The sequence below is a fragment of the Thiomonas sp. genome (assembly GCF_054608695.1).
Map to the genome: position 1 here is coordinate 24,504 of NZ_JBTRXV010000028.1, position 19,885 is coordinate 44,388.

The following is a 19,885-nucleotide window of genomic DNA, read 5'->3' on the forward strand; positions in this document are numbered from 1 at the left end:
CCTATGCTGTCCACACCCAACCGCGAACCTCATGCCCAACGCTGGTCGCGCGCGCAGGGCAATGCGCCGTACAACCCCAGGCCGCCAAGCCTCGCCGCCACGCTGCCGCCCCGTCTGCGCGCCCATGGCCTGGCCACGCTGGCTTGGCCACAGGACCGCAATGTGCATGTGTGGCGGCTCGATCTGCGCGATATGGGGGCCGATGCCGCCGCCCTGCTCGACGCCGCCGAGACCGAACGTGCGCAGCGCTTCGTCTACGCCCACGACTGGCGGCGCTACGTGGCGGCGCATGCCTGGCTGCGGCGCATTCTCGGTGCCTATCTCGGCGTGCCGCCGCAGCAGTTGCGCTTCGCCACCGGCGCTCACGGCAAGCCGGTGCTGCTGCAAGCGCTGCGCGGGGCGGGCCAGGCGCCGCTGTGCTTCAACCTGAGCCACAGCAAGGATCTGGCGCTGATCGCCGTGACGGCAGGCATCGAAGTGGGCGTGGACATCGAAGCCGTGCGGGGCGATCTGCCGGGGCCGGACCTGGCCGCCGGTGTGCTGAGCGCAACGGAGCTCGACGAGCTGGCGCAATGCGCCGCGCCCGACCATGCCGACACCTTCGTCGGCTGCTGGACACGCAAGGAAGCCTGCCTGAAAGCGCTGGGCATCGGCCTGCGGCTGGAGCCGCGCGCGCTGCACGTGGGCTTGCACACGCAGCGCCAAACTGTGCAGGTGGATGGCGCCGCGGCGCCCATCGACATCACCCCGCTGCCAGCACCCAGCGGCTATTGCGCTGCGCTCGCCGTGGTTGGGGGTTTCGCGCACATCGAGCCGCAGGACGCCGCCCATCAGCCGGAGTGGCGAACTTGACCCCACTGCGATTCTTGCGCGACGCGCGCGAGCTGTTCGCGCTGCATCTTGAGCCGAGCGCCGACGCCGCGGCACGCGACCACGCCGTGCTGCTGTGCAACCCCTTCGGCCAGGAGGCCATTCGCGCCCACCGCCTGTACCGCGTGCTCGGCGACCGCCTGACGGCCGCCGGCTTCCACGTGCTGCGCTTCGACTATTACGGCAGCGGCGATTCGGCCGGCGATGACGCCGCGTTCGACCTCGACGGCGCCATTGCCGACGCCGTGGCCGCCGGCAACTTGCTGCTGCAACGCAGCCGCGCCGGAAAGTTGTCGTGCCTGGGACTGAGGCTGGGCGGCAACATCGCGGCACTGGCCTCAAGTCATTGGGCCGAGGCGCTGGACCATCTGCTGCTGTTCGAGCCCGTGGCCGAAGGCGGCAGCCATTTGCTGGCCTTGCAGCAGTCCAACGCCGACACCATGGCCGGCATGTTCGGCTCGCGCTGGCGCATCGACCCCGCGCTGCGCCAATTCAACCTGCCCGACCCCGGCGGCGAAGCGCTCGGTTTTGCGCTGACGCCGGCCTGCAAGGCGCAAATTGCCGAGCGCATCGGCCTGCACCAACCCTGGCCCGGCCGCGCCCGCAACACCATCATCCTCACGCCGCAAGTCGATGCGTTCACGGCCTGGACGGCCAAGCGCGACCTCCTGGCCTCACCCCGCTTGCACGTCGCTCCCTCCGACTCCGACATCGACTGGGCCACCAACAGCGCGTTGAACACCGCCATCGTTCCCCGGGCCTGGGTGGACCATGCGCTCGGCGCCCTGACAGAAGCCGTCCATGCATGAAGCCACCCTCGTCTTCGGCCCCGACCAGGGGCTGATCGGCACCCTGACCCTGCCCGCCGCGCGCGCAGACGCCGCCGCCCCATGCGGCATGGTGCTGTTCAACGCCGGCGTGGTGCACCGCATCGGGCCGCATCGCATCAACGTGAAACTCGCGCGCGAACTGGCGCGCCACGGCATTCCCACCATCCGCTTCGACCTGCACGGCATTGGCGACAGCCTGGGGGCGGACGGCAAACTGAGCTACCAGCAGCAGGTGGTGCGCGATTTGCAGGCCGCGATGGACACGCTGCAGGACGCCGCGAGCGTGCAGCACTTCGCCCTGCTCGGCTTCTGCTCCGGCGCGCTGCCCAGCTACTGGGCCGCGCAGCAAGATGCGCGCGTGCGCCACATCATCCTGTACGACGCCTTCTCCCTGCAAACCGGCAAGAGCCGGCGGCGTTTTTTCGTCGTTCGTCTACGCAACCATGGCCTCAAAACGGCTGCCTTCGCGCTGTATCTGCGACGTGCCGCTAGTTTGCTGGGTTCGCTGCCGCAGTGGCTGAAAAGCAAGCTCCGACGGTTGCGCGTCGAAGCCGCTCTCCCCGTCGACGACCGACCCTCAAAAGCTCAGCTTGCACAGGGCTTCGCGCAACTGACGCAAAAGGGCGTGCATGTCTCGGTGCTGCAGTCGGGTGCTGACTTCAGCAACGTCAACTACGCGGCGCAAATCGTCGAGGCCTTTGGCCTGGATGATGCGCCCATCCCCAATCTGCGCACGGCTTTGCTGGCGTCCATTGACCACGTCATGACCTCGATCAACGCCCAGCGCGACTTCACGGACTGGATTTGTGCGGACTTGCTGGAGCGGCAGACCGTTGTCGTGGATCAGTTGCCGAACCCCGCCCACCATTCCCCACCCACGCCAGACCCTGCACATGCGCCCGATTAGGTTTGAGGCGCAGCATCCAGCCCACTGGCATTCACCCAAAAACCGGTCATCGACCACCATCAAGAGGATGGATGCGCCATCGTGTTCGACTTGAGACTCTGGCTTGAATCCCTGCTTGCGCCCGTGGCCCTTATCGCTTGGTGCCTGGTCCTGTTAACGGTGATGGCGTGGCGCATGCCCATCCCGAAGCTCATGCGCTTCGGCGCCGCCGGCGTGCTGCTGGTCTATCTCGTGCTATCCATGCCGCTGACCGTCGATCCGGTTTTTTCCACGTTGCAAAACTGGGCCCGGCGCGACGCCCGCTGCGGGCCGCCGCCTGCCGGCAGTGTGATCATCGTGCTGGCAGGTGGCTTCGAACACGCCCCCGACCGGCTCACCGATTTCAACGCCCTGCAAGGCGACGGCCTGCGCCGCACCCTCGCAGCGGTGGCGCTCGCGCGACAAACACCACAAAGTGTTTTGCTGTTTTCCGGCGGGGGCAATATGCGCTTTAGCGAGGCTGGCGTGATGGGCGCGCTCGCCGAAGCCATGGGAATTGCGGCAAACCGCATTGAACTGGAGCAGCGCTCACACACCACCTACGAGAGCGCCATCAACACCCGCGCCATGCTGGCCCATGACCCGCCGGCAGCGCGCTACCTCCTGACATCGGCCTATCACATGCCGCGCTCTTACAGGGCCTTTCGCGACGCGGGGCAAAAGGTCTGTGCATGGCCAGCCGGCTTTCTCAGCACGCACGCGCCGCTGCTCGACCGATTCATCCCGCAACTCGGTGGCCTGGAGAAATCATCCATGTTGTTGCACGAATATTTAGGCATGATTTTTTACAGCTTGGTGAAATTCCGCCAACTACCGTTCGTTCAAACACATTCCTGACCGGCACCGGAACATGGGGTGACTTCTCGATCGTATTGCAGCTAGGCTGAAAGCTTGCACCGCGCTGTACCCGACCTATGTCCAGTTCCATGCCATTTCGCAAGACCTTTGGGGACTCTGTGGAGACCAATCGTGTTCCCGCCCTGGATCCTCTGCGCATCCTGATGGTGGTGGATGGACAGTACCCCGCCACCGGCGGCGCCGAAATGCAGGCGCGGCTGCTGTGCACAGCCTTTGCACAGCAGGGCCACCAGGTGCGGGTTCTGGCGCCACGGCTGCAGGCGTCGCAGGCGAAGTTTGAAGTGATCGACGGCATCGCGGTGCGGCGCTTGAGCTATCCCCGCGTCAGAGGCCTGGGCTCCATCCTGCTCGATCTGCGTTTCGCCGCCTACTTGTTGCGCCATCGCCGCGAATTCGACGCCATCCACATCCACATGGTGCGCAATCTGGCCGGGGCGGCTGGATGGGTGCGGCGGCTGGTGGGCATACCCATGGTGGCAAAAGTTTCCGGAGCTGACGAATTTCGCGGCGGCATTCTCGACCCGGCGCTGATGCACCGCCCCATCCACCGCCTGCTCAACGCCGGCGCCAAGCGCATCGACGCCTTCCAGTGCATCAGCCAGCATACGCGCAGGGCCATGCTCGAAGCCGGCTACCCGGCTGCCAGGATGCACCCCATTCCCAACGCGGTGGATTGCGCGCGCTTCGCCTGCAACCGTACCGACGCGCCCTTGCGGCGCGTGGTGTTCGTCGGCCGGCATGTGCCGGTGAAAGGCATCGACGTGCTGCTACGCGCCTGGGCGCTGGTGCGGCGCCCGGCAGAGCTGCGCCTGGTGCTGGCCGGCAACGGGCCCGAGCACGACAAACTGCGGTCGCTGGCTCGCGAGTTGGGCGTGCAGGACAGTGTGGACTTCCCCGGCGCGGTGAGCCATGTTCCCGAAATTCTGGCTGACGCCGGCCTGTATGTGCAGGCCTCGCACCAGGAAGGCCTGCCCAACGCGGTGCTCGAAGCCATGGCCTCGGGGCTGGCGGTGGTGGCCACGCGCGTGAGTGGCCACGAAGATGTGGTGGCCCATGGCAGCACGGGGCTGCTGGTGCCGCCGAACGACCCAGCGGCGCTCGCTGCCGCCATGCAGACCCTGCTCGACGACTCGGACCTGCGCCTGCGCATGGGCCGTGCCGGGCGCGCGGCCATCGAACGCACATACTGCGCCGAGATCGTCACCGCCTCCCTGCTGCGTCTGTATCGTGGCGCCCACCCGACTGCGCCGGCCACCGAAACGCGGCCACTGCACACCGATGGCCACCGACACTGACGGCATCAGCTCCGCGCCGAAGGAGCAGGGCGGCATGCTCATGCGCCTGCTGCGGCATACGTCGAACTATTCCATCGGCACGCTGCTCATTACGCTGGCCAGCATCATCTCGTTTCCGATTTTCACGCGCATCTTCACGGTCGCGGAATACGGCGTGCTCGGCCTGGTCAACGTCACGCTCGGCTTTCTCGTTGGCGTGGGCAAGATGGGGCTGCAAAAGTCGATCGTGCGCTTTTATGCCGAAATCGAAGGCGGCAAGCGTGCGGGAGACAAGGTCGCGTTGTTCTCCACGGTGCTGTTCAGCATGATCGCCGTGGGTGCCGTCATTGCACTGCTGAGCGCGCTGATTTTCCTGGCCTTGCCCAACTCCTGGTGGAGTCACACGGGAGCGCAAGACCTCATCGCCCTGGCCGCCCCGCTCATCCTGTTTCGCGTGGTCGACAGCGCCATGCTCAACCTGGTGAACGCCGAACAGCGCAGTGGCCTCTACAGCTTGTTCACGGTGGTGCGCAAATACATCGGCCTTGGGCTGGTGCTGCTGGTACTGTTTTTCATAGCACGCAATCTCTACGGTTTTTTCATCGGCACCATGATCGCCGAGGCTCTGGCCCTGATTTTCATCGTCGGCTACTACGCGCGACAGCGCCTGTTCGACATCAAGCGTGTTTCGCGCCCGCTATTCGTCGCGATGCTCACGTTCGGCCTGCCGCTACTCGCTAGCGAGCTGTCATACATGCTGCTGAGCATGGGCGGGCGTTACATCATCAACTACCAGCTCGGACCTCAGCCGCTGGGCTCGTATTCGGCGGCGTACAACTTTTCCGAATACCTCCAGGGCGTGCTGACGGCCTCGTTCGCGCAAGCGGTCATTCCCATGTATCTGCGCCAGTGGGAACAGCAGGGCCGGGAGAAAACGGTGGCCTTCCTACAGCAGGCGCTGCGCTATTACCTGGTGCTGGCGCTACCCATCCTGGCCGGCATGGCCGCGGTGGGTCCGGATCTGCTGCGCCTGCTGGCCTCCGACAAGTACGAGGTTTCCACATCGCTGTTTGCGCTCATCGTCGGCGGCATGCTGGTGGCCGGCGGCACGCCGATTTTCAGCGCCGGCATCTACATCAACAAACTCACCAAGGTGGTGATGTATTCCGTGCTGGCGGCCGCGGCCTTGAACATCGCGCTCAGCGCGCTGCTGGTGCGACCCTATGGCATCGAGGGCGCCGCCGTTGCCACACTGGCGAGCTATCTGCTGTACACCGCCGCCACGGCCTACTACGGCCGGCGCGCCGTGTACGTGCCCATGCCCTGGCGGGATCTGGCCAAGTTCTCGATACTCGCCTTGCTGATGTATGGAGTGATCACGCAGATCCACCTGCCCAGTCTTGCGCTGCGCATTCCGCTGCAAATTCTGGTGGGCGTCGTGCTCTACGGCTCGCTGCTGCTGGTGAGCGACAAACCCATCCGTGGCCTCGCAATCAAGATGCTGGACCGCCTGCGTTCACGCTAAAAGCAAGGTGAAGGTCCGCGGCTTTAGCCGGCCATCAGCCCAATGCCTGGCCTGAGCCCCATCGGTCCAGCACCGCGTAGCGCCCGCTGCCCAGCATCGACTGCACCAGCGACAACTCCGCAGCCGGCCAGGCAACGGGGGCGAAGGCCTGGGGCGCATGGCTGGCCTGGGCGTGACGCGCCAGGGTCACATGCGGCCGAAACGCGCGCTGGTCGCAGCCGATGCCAGCCTGCTCCACGGCCTGCGCCAGCGCCGTGCGCAAAGCCAGCAACCCGCGCGGCAGATGGCCCGCGGCCAGGTGGGCAATACCACCCTGTGGCCAGACTGCAGCCTGGTCCAGGTGCAGGGTCAAAGCTCGGGTTGCGCTCGCCACCTTGGCGCCGATGCCAACCAGGTCTTGCAAGCGCGCTTCGGGCACGCCGTCCATGAACAGCAGCGTGAGATGCAGCTTGTCCGGCAAGGTCGGCTTGGCCGGTGGCGTGAAGCGCCAGGCCTGCATGTGCTGCGCCAGCAGGGCGCGCAGTGCGGGTTGCGGCCAGAGGGCGAAGAACAGGCGCAAACCCGCGCCATCGGTTGGGGTGTGAGGCGGCGTCTGGGGGGGCGTGTAGGGTGGCATATCGGGCGGCATGGGCGGCGACGCGCGCGATGACGCGCTGGGATTTGCAAGTCGATGGGTCGTGGCCACGGTCGGTGAGCGGGCCCTGGGTTTCAGCGTAGGACGACCGCCGCCGCTTGTCGAGGATGCATGCCGCCTTGCGGCCCGACATCGCCCTATGGCGACGCTGAACAAGTCCCTCGTGTGCATCGCATCCGCGCCTCGGGCGGTCTGCGGCGTTGCAAATCCGCGCCATGGCTTGGGCTATGGCTGTGGTTTGCGCCTTGCATCCCATCCCGATGCGCGGCGCGCTGCATCACGGGAACTGATTCAGCGTCGCCCTAAACCGCCATCATGTCTACGGTTTTGCGCCTCGGGCTATGTTCAAGCCCAGCCCGCCCTTTCCGATCCATGCTTTCGCATGTGCCCTGCCATGTCCAAACCCCGCCTGCCCGCGCGCCATCGCTCCGGCCCCGTCCACGACGCCCGCCGGCGCGCCCTCGTCCTCGGCTTGGGAGCCTCGGGTTTGGCGCTGAGCCAGCCAGGGGCGTGGGCGCACGAACCCGCCCTGCCGCCACTGCCGGCGTTTCAAGAGACTGGCTTTGCCGATTCGCCCCTGGTCGGGCGCATCGTTGGCGCCGACGGCTTGGCGCTGCAGCCGGCGCAACTTCTGGCGCAGTGCGCAGCGGCCTCCATCTGCATGCTGGGCGAGCAGCACGACCATCCCGACCATCACGCGCTGCAAGCCTGGGTGATTCAGGCGCTGGCGGCGCGCGGCCAGCTTGCCGCCGTGGCGCTGGAAATGGTGGATGCCGGCAGGCGCTTCGATGGCCCGGCCGATGCCTCTCAAGGAAGCGCGGGGCCGCCCCAAGTCTCCTTGACCCCCATGGGGGGCGGGTCGGCGAGCCGGGCCTGGGGACGCTCTCAAGGAAACGCCGGGCCGCCCCAAGTCTCCTTGACCCCCACGGGGGGCGGGTCGGCGGCCCGACCCTGGGGGCGCTCAGAAGCCAGCGTGCGCCAGGCCTTGCACTGGAACGACGACGGCTGGCCTTGGGCCTTGTACGTCGGGCCGGTGATGGCGGCGGTGCGCGCCGGCATTCCCGTCGTCGGGGTGAACCTGCCGGATGCCGAGATGATGAACGCTTACCGCGACCCGAAGTGGGACGCGAGCGTGCCCGAGGCTGTGCGCCGGAGCGTGATCGACGACGTGCGCGACAGCCATTGCGGCCTGCTGCCGGCGGCGCAGTTGCCGGCGATGGCGCGCATCCAGTTCGCCCGCGACGCCAGCATGGCTGCGGGCTGCGTCGCGCTGCTGCAGTCCAGGCGCACGGTCGTGCTGCTCGCCGGCAGCTTCCACGCCGACAAGACCGTCGGCATCGCCCTGCATCTGGCGGCGGCCGACCCGGTTGGCCACGGCGCCAAGTTGCCCGGCGTCTTCAGCCTGTTGTTGCAGGGGGTGGATGGCGACACCGCGCCGCGCCCGCCAAGCGGATTCGACGCCGTGTGGTTCACACCGCCCACGCCGCCGGTGGACCATTGCGCCGCGTTGCGGAAGTCGCTCGCGGACAAGGCGGGCAAGCCTTGACTGGTCGCTGCGGCACGATGCGCGCGCCGCCATGACGGCCGCTTTGGTGGCGCTTTTTCCCCACTTTCGCGGCACTTTCAACTCGCTGTCAAACCCGCCTTTGCACCGCCTGCAAGATGCCCGCCAGCAAATCCGCCGGCGCCGGCGGGCAGCCGGCGACCGTCACGTCCACCGGCAACACGTCGGCCACGCGACCGCAACTGGCATAGCCGGCGCCGAACACGCCGCAGTTTGCGGCGCAGTCGCCGGCGGCCACCACCAGGCGCGGCGCGGGCATGGCGTCGAAGGTGCGGCGCAGGGCCAGTTCCATATGTCGCGACACCGGGCCGGTGACCAGCAGCAGGTCGGCATGGCGCGGGCTGGCGACGAAGTGCATGCCCAGACCTTCGAGGTTGATGTAGGGGTTGGACAGGGCGTTGATTTCGAGTTCGCAGCCGTTGCACGAACCGGCGTCGACCACCCGCACCGCCAGCGCCCGGCCGAGGATGCGCAGCAGCTCGGCGCGGATCTGCGGGCTGATTGCAGCCTGCACCGCGGCGCTGTCGCTGCTGCCCGGCTCGCTGATGCGGCCGACGCGGACGATCTGGCGCAAGGTCTTCCACATGGCGGGTTTCCTAGCTGTCGTGCCCGGAATAGGACAGGTTGAAGGACTTGTTGATCAGCGGAAAATCGGGGACGATGTCCTGGGTCACCGCCCACTCCAGCGCCGGCCAGTTCTGCCAGGATGGATCGTGCGGGTGGCAGCGCGCGATGCTGCCGCCCGGCCCGCTTTGCAGCGCGATGAAGGCCGGGCCACGCCAGCCCTCCACCATGCCGAGCGCCAGTCCCGGCGCGATGGCGTCGCCAAGCTCCACGCGCACCGCGCCCTCCGGCAAGGTGTCGAGCAGTTCGCGGCACAGGCGCAGCGACTCGAACACTTCGGCAAAGCGCACGGCGACGCGCGCCGCCACATCGCCATCCGGTTCCATGGCAAGCTTGACCTGGTGCCGTGCATAGGGCGCGCAGCCCGGCAGGACGCGCAGGTCCAGCGTCTGGCCGCTGGCCCGCGCCGCCAGGCCCAGCATGCCGAAGGCCAGTGCCAACTCGGGCTTGACCCGGCCGGTGGTCTTGAACCGGTCCCGCAGGCCCTCGTGTTGGTCGAGGATGGTCTTCAGGCGTTCGACTTCGGCCTGCAACACCACGGCCTGGTCGTGCAGCATGTCGGCGGCAGCGGCGTCGAGGTCGGCGGCCAGCCCGCCGGGCTGGATGGCGTCGAAGGGGTAGCGCGCACCAAAGGCGCGGGCGTTGAGGCGCAGCAGGTCTTCCTTCAGGCGCGAGAACTGGGCCAGGGCGAAGCCGAACCCGCCGTCGTTGCCGATGGCGCCGAGGTCGCCCAGATGGTTCGCCAGGCGCTCGCGCTCCAGCAGCAGCGCGCGCAGATGCAGCGCACGCGGCGGCACCTGCACATCGGCCAGGGTCTCCAGCGCCATGCAATAGGCCCAGGCGTTGGCCGCGGCGCTGTCCCCGCTCAGGCGCGCGGCCAGGCGCACGCCCTCGCGCAGGCCGAGCTGTTCGAAGCGTTTCTCCACGCCCTTGTGGGTGAAGCCCAGACGCTGTTCGAGGCGCAGGATTTTTTCGCCGACCACGGAGAAGCGGAACTGGCCCGGCTCGATGATGCCGGCATGCACCGGGCCGACGGCGATTTCATGCACGCCCTCGCCATCCACCGGGACGAAGGCGTAGCGCTCGGCCTCGGGCTGGCCGCAGGGAGCGGGCGGTGCGGCGTCGTGGCGCAGCGGGTAGACGTCGGGCGCCCAGGCCGTGTGCCGCAGCCAGGGGCGCGGGTCCATGCCCAGCGCCTGCAGGCCGAGCAGGTCGCGCACGGCGCGCTGCAGGCGCTCGGCCACGGGAAACCGTTCGTGCAGGCCGGGGTAGTGCGTCACGCCGGGGGCGAGGTCGAGCTGCGCCAGGGTCAGCGACTCAGCGCCCAGCCAGCAGGCGAACAGCGTGAAGCCGCCGCGTGCGGGCCGCGTGTCGCTGCCCCATAGGGTCAGCAGCCGCGCGCCCTGCTCGTGCAGGCGATGCGCGAGGGCCGCCCAGCCGAGCGCGTCCAGGGTCTGGTGATCGACCGGCATGACGGAGCAGCGTGCGCGCATGGCTTTCAGCCTCCCAGCATGCTGGCTGCCAGGTGCCACCACGACACCAGGAATGCCGGGATCCACAACCCCAGCAGCAACACCAGCGCCAGATGCACGAACACCGGCACCATGTTCGGCTGGTGCGGCAGGCGGCGCAGGGTGCTGCTGCCAAACACCATGCTTTGCGCCCGCAGGAAGATGGCGCCGAAGGCCACGCCCAGCGCCAGCAGCAGGATGGGTGTGGCCCAGGGCTGCTGTTGCATCGCCGTGGTGAGAATGAGGAACTCGCTGGCGAACACGCCGAACGGCGGCATGCCGACAATCGCCAGCGCCCCCAGCATCAGCCCCCAACCCAGCGCGGGCGATTGTTCGCGCAGGCCCTGGATGGCGTCCATGCGCTGGGTGCCGGCCTTTTGCGTGGCGTGTCCGGTGGTGAAAAAGATGGCGCTCTTGGTCAGCGCATGGCCGGTCATGTGCAGCAGCGCGGCGAAGTTGGCAACGGGTCCGCCCATGCCGAAGGCGAAGGTGACGATGCCCATGTGCTCGATGGACGAATAGGCGAACATGCGCTTCACATCCTTCTGCCGCCACAGCAGGAAGGCGCCGACCAGCGCCGACAGCAGGCCGAAGCCCATCAGCATCTGCCCCGGCCAGGCGGCGCGCACGCTGCCTTCGACCAGCACCTTGCAGCGCATCACCGCGTACAGCGCCACGTTCAGCAGCAGGCCGGAGAGCACGGCCGACACCGGCGTCGGCCCTTCGGCGTGTGCGTCTGGCAGCCAACTGTGCAGCGGCGCCAGGCCCACCTTGGTGCCATAGCCCACCAGCAGGAAGACGAAAGCGATGCCGATGATGCCCGGCTCGAGCTTGCCCTTCACCCCATCGAGCTGGGTCCAGAGCAAGGCATTCATGCCCTCGGCACCGAGCACGCGCTCGGCGGCGAAATACAGCAGCACGGTGCCGAACAGCGCCAGCGCGATGCCCACGCCGCAGAGGATGAAGTACTTCCACGCCGCCTCCAGGCTGGCCTTGGTGCGGTAGAGCGACACCAGCAGCACGGTGGTCAGCGTCGCCGCCTCCATCGCCACCCAGAGGATGCCCATATTGTTGGTGGTCAGCGCCAGCAGCATGGTGAACATGAAGAGCTGGTACATGCTGTGATACAGCCGCAACCGCGCGGCATTGAGCCGGCCATGCTCCTGCTCGATGCGCATGTACGGCCGCGAAAAGCCGGCCGTGGTCATGCCGATGAAGGCGGTGAGCGTGACCAGGAAGACGTTGAACGGGTCGATGAAAAACTCGCCCGACAGCACCTGCAGCGGGCCATGCGCGATGACCTCGGCGGTGAGCACGCAGGCGGCGAGGAAGGCGGCGGCGCTTGCGGCCAGGTTCAGATGGGGCGCAGCAGCGCGATGCCCGAACAGCGCCAGCAGCGCGGCACCGAGCAGGGGAATGGCCAGCAGGACGATGAGTTCCACTCAATCCTCTTTCAGCGTTTCCATGTGCTGCAGGTCGAGGCTGTCGAACTGTTCGCGGATCTGGAAAAAGAAAATGCCGAGGATGAACACGCCCACCAGCACGTCCAGGCCGATGCCCAGCTCCACCACCATCGGCATGCCGTGGGTGGCGCTGGTGGCGGCGAACAGCAGGCCGTTTTCCATCGCCAGGAAACCCACCACCTGGGCAATGGCCTTGCGCCGCACGATCATCATCAGGAAAGCCAGGAACACCACGGCGATGGCTTGCCCCAAGGTGCTGCGCGTGGCGGCCCCGGCGAACTGCGAGATGGGCTGCGCCAGGACGAAGGCGAAGATGACCAGCAGGATGCCGATGATCTGCATGGTGGGAATGTTCACCAGGGTCTCGGTGTCCCACTCGGCATGCAGCCGGCCGATCAGCTTGTGAAGCACATAGGGCAGCACCAGCACCTTGAGGACGAAGGTGAGCGCGGCGGATTGATACAGATCGGGCTGATGGGTGGAGTAGGCCACCACCACGGCACAGGCCACCAGGGTCGCGCCTTGCGCGGCGAACAGGTTCACCAGGTTCACCACCCGGCGCTGCGCCAGCATGGCGAACGACAGCAGCAGCAGCAGCGCGGCGAACAGGTGGATGAGCTGGGTCGCCAGCGGCAACGCGGCGGCGGACACGATGGATGGGGCTGCCGTCATGCTCAATGCTGCAGCATCAGGTGCACCAGCAGGCCGAGCACGGCGAGCAAAAACGCCGTGGCGAGAAATTCGGGCGCGCGGAAAATGCGCAGCTTGGCGCTCAAGGTTTCGATCAGGGCGATGGCGAAACCCGCAACGAGAAGCTTCAGCAGCAAGGGCGGCAGCGCCGGCAGCAGCCACAGCACGCCGTCGGCCCGGCCGGCCAGGCCCCAGGGCAGGAACAGGGCGAAGCCAATGCAGGCGTAGTTGAACAGCTTGAGGCTGCTGGCCCATTCCACCAGGGCCAGATGGCGCGCCGAATACTCCAGCACCATGGCCTCGTGGATCATGGTGAGTTCCAGGTGGGTGGTCGGGTTGTCCACCGGGATGCGCGCGTTCTCGGCCAGCAGCACCATGACGAAGGCCACGCCGGCAAACGCCAGGCTGGCGTGAATCGCCAGGGCGCGCGACTGCAGGGCTTCGGCGATGGTGGGCAGCAGGGTGCTGCCGGAGATCAGTGAGGAGGTGAACAGCACCATCAGCAAGGCCGGCTCGGCGAGGAAGCCCACCATCATTTCGCGCCGCGAGCCCATGCTGCCAAACGCGGTGCCGATGTCCATGCCGGCCAGGGCGATGAACACCCGCGCCAGGGCGAACAGCCCCACCAGCGCGATGGCGTCGGCCACCGAGGCGAACGGCAGATCGGTGGACAGCGAGGGAATGATGGCGGCTGCCGCCACCATCACGCCGAACAGCATGTAGGGGACGGCGCGGAACAGCGGCGTGGCGTCTCGGGCGATGACCGCGTCCTTGTGGAACAGCTTGCGCAGCCGAGAATAGGGCTGCCAGATGGGCGGAGCCGAGCGGTTGGACAGCCAGGCGCGGCACTGCGCCACCCAGCCGGAAAACAGCGGAGCGAGCAATACCGAGGCCGCGACCGCGAACAATTGGGTGAAGATGCTGGCCACGTTCATCGCACCACCACCATGAGCAGCACCAGCAGGGTGACGAAGCTGTAGAGCAGGTAGATGGAAATGCGCCCCTGCTGGATGCGCCCCACGCGTTGCGCCAGCCACAGCACGGCGTCGGCCAGCGGGTTGTAGAAGCGCGCCCAGAACTTGTCGCTCACCACCACGCGGTAGCGCGGCGCAGCATCGGACGGCAGGGGCAGTTCGGCGTGGGTCTGGAAAAACGGCGCGAACAGGCGGCGGATGGGCTGGCCGAAACCTTCGGCCGTGTCCTGCATGCGCGCGGTCTGGCCGGGCGCGCCGCAGTCCCAGGCGTCGGCGCGGCGCGTGCGCCCGGTGTAGACGCGGTGGGTGAACCAGACCGTCAGGCCGATGACCAGGCCGCCCACCAGCAGCACGATTCCCGGGTTGTAGGAAGCACGCTGCGCCGACATCGGCACCAGCCAGAACCAGTTGCCGGTCTGCGCGAGCGGCTGCCCGAGCAGCAAGAGGTTGACGCGGTCGATCAACTGCAACACCAGGCCTGGCAGCAGGCCGAGCAGGATGCAGCCGGCCGCCAGCCAGACCAGGCCGAAACGCTCCAGCCAGCCGGCGTCGTGCGCGTGCTCGAGTTGCGGCTCGCGATGCCGCCCGAGGAAAATCACGCCGTAGAACTTCACCATGACATAGGCCGCCAGCGCCGCGGTGAGCACCAGCACGGCCGCGCCCAGCGGAATGAGCATGTTGAAAAACGGCTGCGGCACGCTCGGCGTGAACAAAAACGCCTGCAGCAGCAGCCATTCGGCGATGAAGCCGTTGAGCGGTGGCAAGCCGGCGATGGCCAGAGTGCCGATCAGCGCCGTCCAGCCGACCCAGGGCATGCGCCGCAACAGCCCGCCCAGGCTCCCCAGGCTGCGCTGCTGGGTGGCATGCAGCACCGAGCCGGTGGCGAGAAACAGCAGGCTCTTGAAAAACGCGTGATTGAGCGCGTGGTAGAGCATGGCGGCCAGCGCCAAGGCCGCCAGCAGCGGCATGCCCACGCCATGGAACACCAGCGCCAGGCCCAGCGCAGTGAAGGCGATGCCGATGTTCTCGATCGAGGAATAGGCCAGCAGGCGCTTCATATCGTTCTGCACCGCGGCGAACAGCACGCCGAACAAGGCGCCGAACAGGCCCAGCACCAGCAGCGGCACGCCCCACCACCACAGCGGCGCGTGCAGCAAGTCGAAGCTCACACGCAGCAGGCCATACAGCGCCGTCTTGAGCATCACGCCGCTCATCAAGGCCGAGACCGGCGAGGGCGCCGCCGGGTGCGCCTCGGGCAGCCAGATGTGCAGCGGCACCAGACCGGCCTTGGCACCGAAGCCGAGCACGGCCAGGCCGAAGGCCACGCTGGCCGAGGCGGGGGAGAGCTGGTGCGCGCGCATCGCGGCGAAGGTGAGGCCGCCCATGCCACCAGCCATCATCACGCCGAAGCACAGCAACAGGGCGATGGCGCCCAGATGCGCCAGCAGCAAGTAGGTGAAACCGGCGCTGCGAATCTCGGCAATGCGATGCTGCGTCACCACCAGGAAGTAGGAGGACAGCGCCATCACTTCCCAGGCGAGCATGAAGGTGTAGGCGTCGGCCGCCAGCATCACCACGCTCATGCCGGCGAGAAACACGTGATATTGCAAGCCCAGCAAGCCCGGCGCCGTGCCCTCGCCCGTGCGGAAATAACCGGCGGCGAACACCGAGGTGCCCACGCTCGAGGCGCCGAGCAGGAGCAGGAAAAAACCGGACAGGGCGTCCAGCCGCACATGCATGGGCAGGCCCGGCAGGCCGATGGACAACTGCATCACCGTGGCCGGTGCGAACAGGGCGGCCAAGCCCACGCCGGCCATCACCGCGCTGCCCATGGCGCCCACGGGGAACAGGCCGTGGGCCACCCACCGCGTCGAATGGGGTGCCAGCAAACCTGCCAATCCGATCAGGATCCACCCCGAGACCACGCCCAAAGCGACGGGCAGGAGCAAGAGGGCATTCATGGTGGGGTTGCGTTGGACGGTAAATCACATAAGATGTGCGTGCCATACTAATACAAGTCACCGCATCATGGAACAACGCACCAGCCGATTGACCATCCTGATCGACCCGCAGAAGAAGGAGTTGTTCGAGCATTTGTGCGCGCGCGAAGACCAGACGCCGTCGCAAGTGGTGCGGCGCCTGATCCGCGACTACATCGAATTCCAGCTCGGCCGGCCGTGGCGGCCGGGCGAGTCCATCGATGAAGCGCTGAAGCGCTGAGCGGCCGTCAGCACAGGCCCGCGACGTGCCGCATTGCGCATTCGGCGCCGGGGGTTTGACGGCGCGCATCGGCGCGCCCCGGAGACGGTCTGCGCCATGAAACCCCAACAGGTTCGGGGAGCATCGTTCTTTTGGTGGGAGGGCGAGACGCTGGTGGTCAACATCCTGGGCAAGCCCAGCGCGAGCGTTGACGCCATCGGCAAGCCCAAGGGTCCGCAACTCAAGGTCAGCGTGACCGCCGCACCGCGTGACGGCCGCGCGACCGATCACATGGTGCGCTTTCTCGCCAAGGAGTTCGGCGTGCCGGCCTCGGCCATCGAGGTGGTGTTCGGCCGCATGAACGTCAACAAGCAGTTGCGCATCCGGGCGCTGCGAAAACTGCCCCCGGTGTTCCAGCAAACCAGCCTGCCGGATTGACGCCTCGGAGGTCAGCTTGTTAGCTTGCCGGTGGGTGCGGCTTTCGCTTCGGCTGCGCGCCAAGCGCCGTAGGGCTGCGGGCAAACAGGCCATCGGTCATGCCAGCGACAATGTCGTGATGGATTTCCTGGTTCTACTCTTGGGCGGCGCCGTGCTCGGCCTCGCCGGTGTGTTCGTGCATCTGGCCGACACTTCCGCGAACATCGGCCCCTTTGCCAGCGCGTTCTGGCGCATGGCCATCGCCACCCCGCTGCTGCTGGCCTGGGTGGCTTGGCAGCGGCGAAGCCAGCGGCAGCCGGCCACCATCGTGCCACTGTCCGAGGCTGCAGCCGAGCCGCCCGGCGCCCTGCAACTGCAGCACCGCCCCGCCCGCAACGCCCCGCCGGCGCTGCTGCAACACTGGCCGACGCGCTGGTTGACGCTGTTCACCGCGACCATGTTCGCGCTCGACCTGCTGCTGTTCCATGTCGCCGCCATCTGGACCACCGTGGGCAACGCCACGCTCGAATCCAACTTCGCCCCGGTGGTCATCGCCCTGGCGTTCTGGGCCATCACCCGGGTGGCGCCGAGCTCGGTCTATGTCACCGGGCTGGTGGCGGCGCTGGCGGGCGCCAGCCTGATGATCGGCCCGAATTTCCACGACCCGCGCGCCCTGCTGGGCGACGCCTGCGGCCTGACCTCGGCGCTGTTCTACGCCGCCTACCAGGTGGGCGTGCAGCAGGCCCGCCAGCGGCTGGCGACCGCGCCGCTGATGGCCGCCGTCACCCTGCTGGCGGCGCTGGTGCTGTGGCCCTTCGCCTGGTTCGAGGGCCGGCTGTGGCCCACCGCCGCCATCGGCTGGGTCTGGCTGGTGGGCCTGGCGCTACTGGTGCAGATTGGCGGCCAGGTGGTCATTGCCTACGCCGTGCGCCGGCTCAACCCGGCCCTGTCCTCGGTCGGCCTGCTGGTGCAGCCGGCCATGGCGGTGGTCTATGCCTGGGTGCTGCTGGGGCAGGCGTTGGCCGGCTGGCAGATCGCCGGCGCGGCGCTGGTCTTGGTTGGCATTTACCTGGCGCGGCGCGGCATGTAGCGTCTGCCGGGCTGGCTTTTGCCTGGAGGCTTCCACCGTGCGCCGATGCGTTCGACCTCTTGAACGCATCGGCGCATCGGCACTTCACAAGGACACGCGGGGGCGCTCAGAACCCCACGGCCTGGCCGTCGCGGCGCGGGTCGCTGGCGGCGACATAGCCGTCGACAGCCGGGTCCCCCAGGCGCCAGATGAACTGGCCGGCGCCGAAGTCCTGGTAGCTGTCGCGGATGGTGGTGAGCCGGTGCCCCAGCGCGGCCAGGCCTTGCGCCACGGCCGCGTCCATGCTCGCTTCCAGGCTCAGGCTGCCGTCGTGGTTCACCAGCCAGCGCGGCGCGGCGCAGGCGGTTTGCGGGTTCTGGCCCCAGTCCAGCATGCGGGCAAGGGTCTGCACATGGCCTTGCGGCTGCATGTGCGCGCCCATCACGCCGAAGGCCATGAGCGGCTGGCCGGCACGCGTGAGAAAGGCGGGGATGATGGTGTGGAACGGCCGCTTGCCCGGGGCGACGACGTTGGCATGCGCCGCATCCAGGCTGAAGGCGTGGCCGCGGTTCTGCAGCGACACGCCCCACTCCGGCAGCACCACGCCGGAGCCGAAGCCCATGTAGTTGCTCTGGATGAAGCTGACCATCATGCCGTCGGCGTCGGCCGCGCTCAGGTAGACGGTGCCGCCGCGCGGCAAGGCGCCGGGGCCGAAGTCCTGCGCGCGGGACGGGTCGATGCAGCGCGCACGCTCGGCCAGGTAATCGGGGTCCAGCAGGTGCTCGGGCGCGCAGGCCATGGCCCCCGGTTCCGCGACATGGCGGTAGATGTCGGCGAAGGCCAGCTTCATCGCCTCGATCATCAGGTGCTGGGTGGCGGCCGCGTCCACCGTCAGGCTGCCGAGCTCGAAGCGCCTCAGCATGCCCAGCGCCATCAGCGCGGCAATGCCCTGGCCGTTGGGCGGAATCTCGTGCAGGGTGTGGCCGCGGTAGTCCTGCCCCAGCGGCTGCACCCATTGCGGCGCGTAGCCGGCGAGATCGGCCTCGGTCATGGCGCCGCCGTGCTCGCGTGCGTGCGCCGCCAGCGCCGCGGCAATCTCGCCACGGTAGAAGGCTTCGCCGCGCGTCGCGGCAATGGCGCGCAGGGCGCGGGCGGCGGCGGGGAAGCGAAAGACTTCGCCCAGCGCCGGCGCCTGCCCGCCGGGCAGGAAGGCCGCGGCGAAACCGGGTTGGCGTGTGAGCTCGGCGTCGCCGGCCGCGGCCGCCCATTTCCGCTGCACCACCACCGGCACCGCGCAGCCGTGCTCGGCGTAGTCGATGGCGGGCTGCAGCACATCCGCAAACGGCAGCTTGCCGAACCTGGCCGAGAGCGCGGCCCAGGCGGCCACGGCGCCGGGCACGGTCACGCTGTCCCAGCCGCGCTTGGGTGGCTGCCGCGCATCCATGCCGTACTTGCGCTGGAAATAGGCCGGGGTCCATGCCGCAGATGCCGTGCCCGAGGCGTTCAGGCCGTGGAGTTGCCGGCCATCCCACAAGATGCAAAAGGCGTCGGACCCCAGGCCGTTGCTCACCGGCTCCAGGATGGTGAGCGCCGCGGCGCTGGCGATGGCCGCGTCCACCGCATTGCCGCCAGCCAGCAGCATGCGCAAGCCGGCCTGCGCCGCCAGCGGCTGCGAGGTGGCCACCACGTTGCGCGCGAACAGCGGCAGGCGCGTGCTGGGGTAAGTGGCGTGGCTGCCGAAGACCTGCATCGCCGCGCCGCTCATGGCTCGCGCACCCAGGTCTGGGTGCGGCCGAACAGCGAGATGCCGATGTAGCCGCGCACGTCCAGCTTGGCGCCGTCGTCCACCAGTCTGGCGTTGCAGTGGTAGGTCTTGCCGCTGTCGGGGTCGACGATCTCGCCGCCGCTGAAACTGTGTTGGTGTTCGGCGTCCTGGCGCAAGCCGGTGAGGATGGTCAGGCCGATCATCGGCTGGTCCTTCAGCGCGCCGCTGCACAGGGTGCAGATGCGGTGCGGGTCGGCACCGGGCACCAGACTCTTGATGATGGTGCCGCTGTAGCTGCCGCCCGGCTGTTCGACGATGCGAATCAGCGCCTTGAGCTTGCCGGTCTTGTCGTCGATGGTCTTCCAGGCGCCGGCAATGCCCAGCGCCTGCGCCCAGCTCACGCTGGCCATGCCGGCCAGGCACAGCGCGAACAGCAGACGCGCCAGCGCCTGCGTCAGCCGCTGGCGGCCGGTGTCATGCCGCAGGGCAGGGCTGAAGGGGATGATGCGGGTTTCGGGCATGGGGCACCTGTCGGTGTTGGGAGCGGTTAGCGAAGTAATCGGCCCGTTGCCGCAAATCGCGCCGAAGAAACACAGCGTGCTCCGGTTGTGGCAAGGTGGAATGCGGTGCCGCGGAAGACCGATGTAGCAATGGTGCGCAATGCCCGCGGGT

The 19,885-nt window shown here is 67.9% G+C and carries 19 protein-coding genes; 10 read left to right on the forward strand and 9 right to left on the reverse strand.

The window, feature by feature from the left end:
* Nucleotides 1-3 precede the first annotated feature (3 nt).
* The 6 genes from ACYCUK_RS11105 to ACYCUK_RS11130 all read left to right on the forward strand — a co-directional run bounded on the left by ACYCUK_RS11105 (nucleotide 4) and on the right by ACYCUK_RS11130 (nucleotide 6,303).
* Entirely contained in the window at nucleotides 4-852 is an 849-nt protein-coding gene (locus ACYCUK_RS11105) for a 4'-phosphopantetheinyl transferase family protein (protein WP_461594830.1), read from the forward strand.
* The gene (locus tag ACYCUK_RS11110; RefSeq protein WP_461594831.1) at nucleotides 849-1,679 is read left to right on the forward strand and encodes a serine aminopeptidase domain-containing protein; all 831 of its coding nucleotides are present in this window, start codon (nucleotides 849-851) and stop codon (nucleotides 1,677-1,679) included. Before ACYCUK_RS11105 ends, ACYCUK_RS11110 begins: the two co-directional genes overlap by 4 nt.
* Nucleotides 1,672-2,607, forward strand: a complete 936-nt coding sequence (locus tag ACYCUK_RS11115) for an alpha/beta fold hydrolase (protein WP_461594832.1) — start codon at nucleotides 1,672-1,674, stop codon at nucleotides 2,605-2,607. The genes ACYCUK_RS11110 and ACYCUK_RS11115 overlap by 8 nt, the downstream gene beginning before the upstream one ends.
* 174 nt (nucleotides 2,608-2,781) lie before the next feature.
* On the forward strand, nucleotides 2,782-3,483 hold the full coding sequence (locus ACYCUK_RS11120; RefSeq protein ID WP_461594833.1) for a YdcF family protein: 702 nt from the start codon (nucleotides 2,782-2,784) through the stop codon (nucleotides 3,481-3,483).
* A gap of 77 nt (nucleotides 3,484-3,560) precedes the next feature.
* Nucleotides 3,561-4,799 (forward strand): glycosyltransferase family 4 protein, encoded by a 1,239-nt coding sequence (locus tag ACYCUK_RS11125; protein ID WP_461594834.1) that lies wholly within the window; start codon nucleotides 3,561-3,563, stop codon nucleotides 4,797-4,799.
* Complete coding sequence (locus ACYCUK_RS11130; RefSeq protein ID WP_461594835.1) at nucleotides 4,783-6,303, forward strand: oligosaccharide flippase family protein; 1,521 nt, start codon at nucleotides 4,783-4,785, stop codon at nucleotides 6,301-6,303. Before ACYCUK_RS11125 ends, ACYCUK_RS11130 begins: the two co-directional genes overlap by 17 nt.
* 34 nt (nucleotides 6,304-6,337) lie before the next feature.
* On the opposite strand, the gene thpR is transcribed toward ACYCUK_RS11130, so the two are convergent.
* The gene (gene thpR, locus ACYCUK_RS11135) at nucleotides 6,338-6,919 is read right to left on the reverse strand and encodes an RNA 2',3'-cyclic phosphodiesterase (RefSeq protein ID WP_461594836.1); all 582 of its coding nucleotides are present in this window, start codon (nucleotides 6,917-6,919) and stop codon (nucleotides 6,338-6,340) included.
* Nucleotides 6,920-7,331: 412 nt separating this feature from the next.
* Here thpR and ACYCUK_RS11140 point away from each other — a divergent pair, with 412 nt between their 5' ends.
* Nucleotides 7,332-8,483 (forward strand): ChaN family lipoprotein, encoded by a 1,152-nt coding sequence (locus ACYCUK_RS11140; RefSeq protein ID WP_461594837.1) that lies wholly within the window; start codon nucleotides 7,332-7,334, stop codon nucleotides 8,481-8,483.
* A gap of 88 nt (nucleotides 8,484-8,571) precedes the next feature.
* Here ACYCUK_RS11140 and ACYCUK_RS11145 read toward each other — a convergent pair whose 3' ends face one another.
* The 6 genes from ACYCUK_RS11145 to hyfB are packed head-to-tail and all read right to left on the reverse strand — an operon-like array spanning nucleotide 8,572 to nucleotide 15,724.
* Nucleotides 8,572-9,087 carry an NADH-quinone oxidoreductase subunit B family protein gene (locus ACYCUK_RS11145; protein ID WP_461594838.1) on the reverse strand — a complete coding sequence of 172 codons (516 nt, stop codon included), beginning with the start codon at nucleotides 9,085-9,087 and terminating at the stop codon, nucleotides 8,572-8,574.
* Nucleotides 9,088-9,097: 10 nt separating this feature from the next.
* Nucleotides 9,098-10,618 carry a hydrogenase large subunit gene (locus ACYCUK_RS11150; RefSeq protein ID WP_461594839.1) on the reverse strand — a complete coding sequence of 507 codons (1,521 nt, stop codon included), beginning with the start codon at nucleotides 10,616-10,618 and terminating at the stop codon, nucleotides 9,098-9,100.
* Nucleotides 10,619-10,623: 5 nt separating this feature from the next.
* Nucleotides 10,624-12,078, reverse strand: coding sequence for a hydrogenase 4 subunit F (locus tag ACYCUK_RS11155; RefSeq protein WP_461594840.1), 1,455 nt, complete (start codon nucleotides 12,076-12,078; stop codon nucleotides 10,624-10,626).
* Nucleotides 12,079-12,771, reverse strand: coding sequence for a formate hydrogenlyase (locus tag ACYCUK_RS11160; RefSeq protein WP_461594841.1), 693 nt, complete (start codon nucleotides 12,769-12,771; stop codon nucleotides 12,079-12,081). It abuts the gene before it with no gap.
* Between the two features lie 2 nt (nucleotides 12,772-12,773).
* A complete protein-coding gene (locus ACYCUK_RS11165; protein ID WP_461594842.1) occupies nucleotides 12,774-13,724 on the reverse strand; it encodes a respiratory chain complex I subunit 1 family protein in 951 nt (316 codons plus the stop codon).
* Nucleotides 13,721-15,724, reverse strand: coding sequence for a hydrogenase 4 subunit B (gene hyfB, locus ACYCUK_RS11170; RefSeq protein ID WP_461594843.1), 2,004 nt, complete (start codon nucleotides 15,722-15,724; stop codon nucleotides 13,721-13,723). Before hyfB ends, ACYCUK_RS11165 begins: the two co-directional genes overlap by 4 nt.
* A gap of 67 nt (nucleotides 15,725-15,791) precedes the next feature.
* Here hyfB and ACYCUK_RS11175 point away from each other — a divergent pair, with 67 nt between their 5' ends.
* The 3 genes from ACYCUK_RS11175 (at nucleotide 15,792) to ACYCUK_RS11185 (ending at nucleotide 17,469) form a co-directional block, all read left to right on the forward strand.
* Entirely contained in the window at nucleotides 15,792-15,983 is a 192-nt protein-coding gene (locus ACYCUK_RS11175; protein ID WP_461594844.1) for a ribbon-helix-helix protein, CopG family, read from the forward strand.
* A gap of 96 nt (nucleotides 15,984-16,079) precedes the next feature.
* Nucleotides 16,080-16,400, forward strand: a complete 321-nt coding sequence (locus tag ACYCUK_RS11180; RefSeq protein ID WP_461594845.1) for a DUF167 domain-containing protein — start codon at nucleotides 16,080-16,082, stop codon at nucleotides 16,398-16,400.
* Nucleotides 16,401-16,416: 16 nt separating this feature from the next.
* Nucleotides 16,417-17,469, forward strand: coding sequence for a DMT family transporter (locus ACYCUK_RS11185; protein ID WP_461594846.1), 1,053 nt, complete (start codon nucleotides 16,417-16,419; stop codon nucleotides 17,467-17,469).
* A gap of 106 nt (nucleotides 17,470-17,575) precedes the next feature.
* Here the strand turns inward: ACYCUK_RS11185 and ACYCUK_RS11190 are convergent, their stop codons facing one another.
* A complete protein-coding gene (locus tag ACYCUK_RS11190; RefSeq protein ID WP_461594847.1) occupies nucleotides 17,576-19,213 on the reverse strand; it encodes a gamma-glutamyltransferase family protein in 1,638 nt (545 codons plus the stop codon).
* Complete coding sequence (locus tag ACYCUK_RS11195; protein WP_461594848.1) at nucleotides 19,210-19,734, reverse strand: DUF2147 domain-containing protein; 525 nt, start codon at nucleotides 19,732-19,734, stop codon at nucleotides 19,210-19,212. Before ACYCUK_RS11195 ends, ACYCUK_RS11190 begins: the two co-directional genes overlap by 4 nt.
* Nucleotides 19,735-19,885 lie beyond the last annotated feature (151 nt).

Excerpts from the sequence above, each read along its gene's own strand:
- ACYCUK_RS11105 (WP_461594830.1), top strand. The coding sequence starts at position 4 with ATGCTGTCCACACCCAACCGCGAACCTCATGCCCAACGCTGGTCGCGC.
- ACYCUK_RS11115 (WP_461594832.1), top strand. The coding sequence starts at position 1,672 with ATGCATGAAGCCACCCTCGTCTTCGGCCCCGACCAGGGGCTGATCGGC.
- ACYCUK_RS11120 (WP_461594833.1), top strand. The coding sequence starts at position 2,782 with ATGCCCATCCCGAAGCTCATGCGCTTCGGCGCCGCCGGCGTGCTGCTG.
- ACYCUK_RS11125 (WP_461594834.1), top strand. The coding sequence starts at position 3,561 with ATGTCCAGTTCCATGCCATTTCGCAAGACCTTTGGGGACTCTGTGGAG.
- ACYCUK_RS11130 (WP_461594835.1), top strand. The coding sequence starts at position 4,783 with ATGGCCACCGACACTGACGGCATCAGCTCCGCGCCGAAGGAGCAGGGC.
- thpR (WP_461594836.1), bottom strand. The coding sequence starts at position 6,919 with ATGCCACCCTACACGCCCCCCCAGACGCCGCCTCACACCCCAACCGAT.
- ACYCUK_RS11140 (WP_461594837.1), top strand. The coding sequence starts at position 7,332 with ATGTCCAAACCCCGCCTGCCCGCGCGCCATCGCTCCGGCCCCGTCCAC.
- ACYCUK_RS11145 (WP_461594838.1), bottom strand. The coding sequence starts at position 9,087 with ATGTGGAAGACCTTGCGCCAGATCGTCCGCGTCGGCCGCATCAGCGAG.
- ACYCUK_RS11150 (WP_461594839.1), bottom strand. The coding sequence starts at position 10,618 with ATGCGCGCACGCTGCTCCGTCATGCCGGTCGATCACCAGACCCTGGAC.
- ACYCUK_RS11160 (WP_461594841.1), bottom strand. The coding sequence starts at position 12,771 with ATGACGGCAGCCCCATCCATCGTGTCCGCCGCCGCGTTGCCGCTGGCG.
- ACYCUK_RS11165 (WP_461594842.1), bottom strand. The coding sequence starts at position 13,724 with ATGAACGTGGCCAGCATCTTCACCCAATTGTTCGCGGTCGCGGCCTCG.
- hyfB (WP_461594843.1), bottom strand. The coding sequence starts at position 15,724 with ATGAATGCCCTCTTGCTCCTGCCCGTCGCTTTGGGCGTGGTCTCGGGG.
- ACYCUK_RS11175 (WP_461594844.1), top strand. The coding sequence starts at position 15,792 with ATGGAACAACGCACCAGCCGATTGACCATCCTGATCGACCCGCAGAAG.
- ACYCUK_RS11180 (WP_461594845.1), top strand. The coding sequence starts at position 16,080 with ATGAAACCCCAACAGGTTCGGGGAGCATCGTTCTTTTGGTGGGAGGGC.
- ACYCUK_RS11190 (WP_461594847.1), bottom strand. The coding sequence starts at position 19,213 with ATGAGCGGCGCGGCGATGCAGGTCTTCGGCAGCCACGCCACTTACCCC.
- ACYCUK_RS11195 (WP_461594848.1), bottom strand. The coding sequence starts at position 19,734 with ATGCCCGAAACCCGCATCATCCCCTTCAGCCCTGCCCTGCGGCATGAC.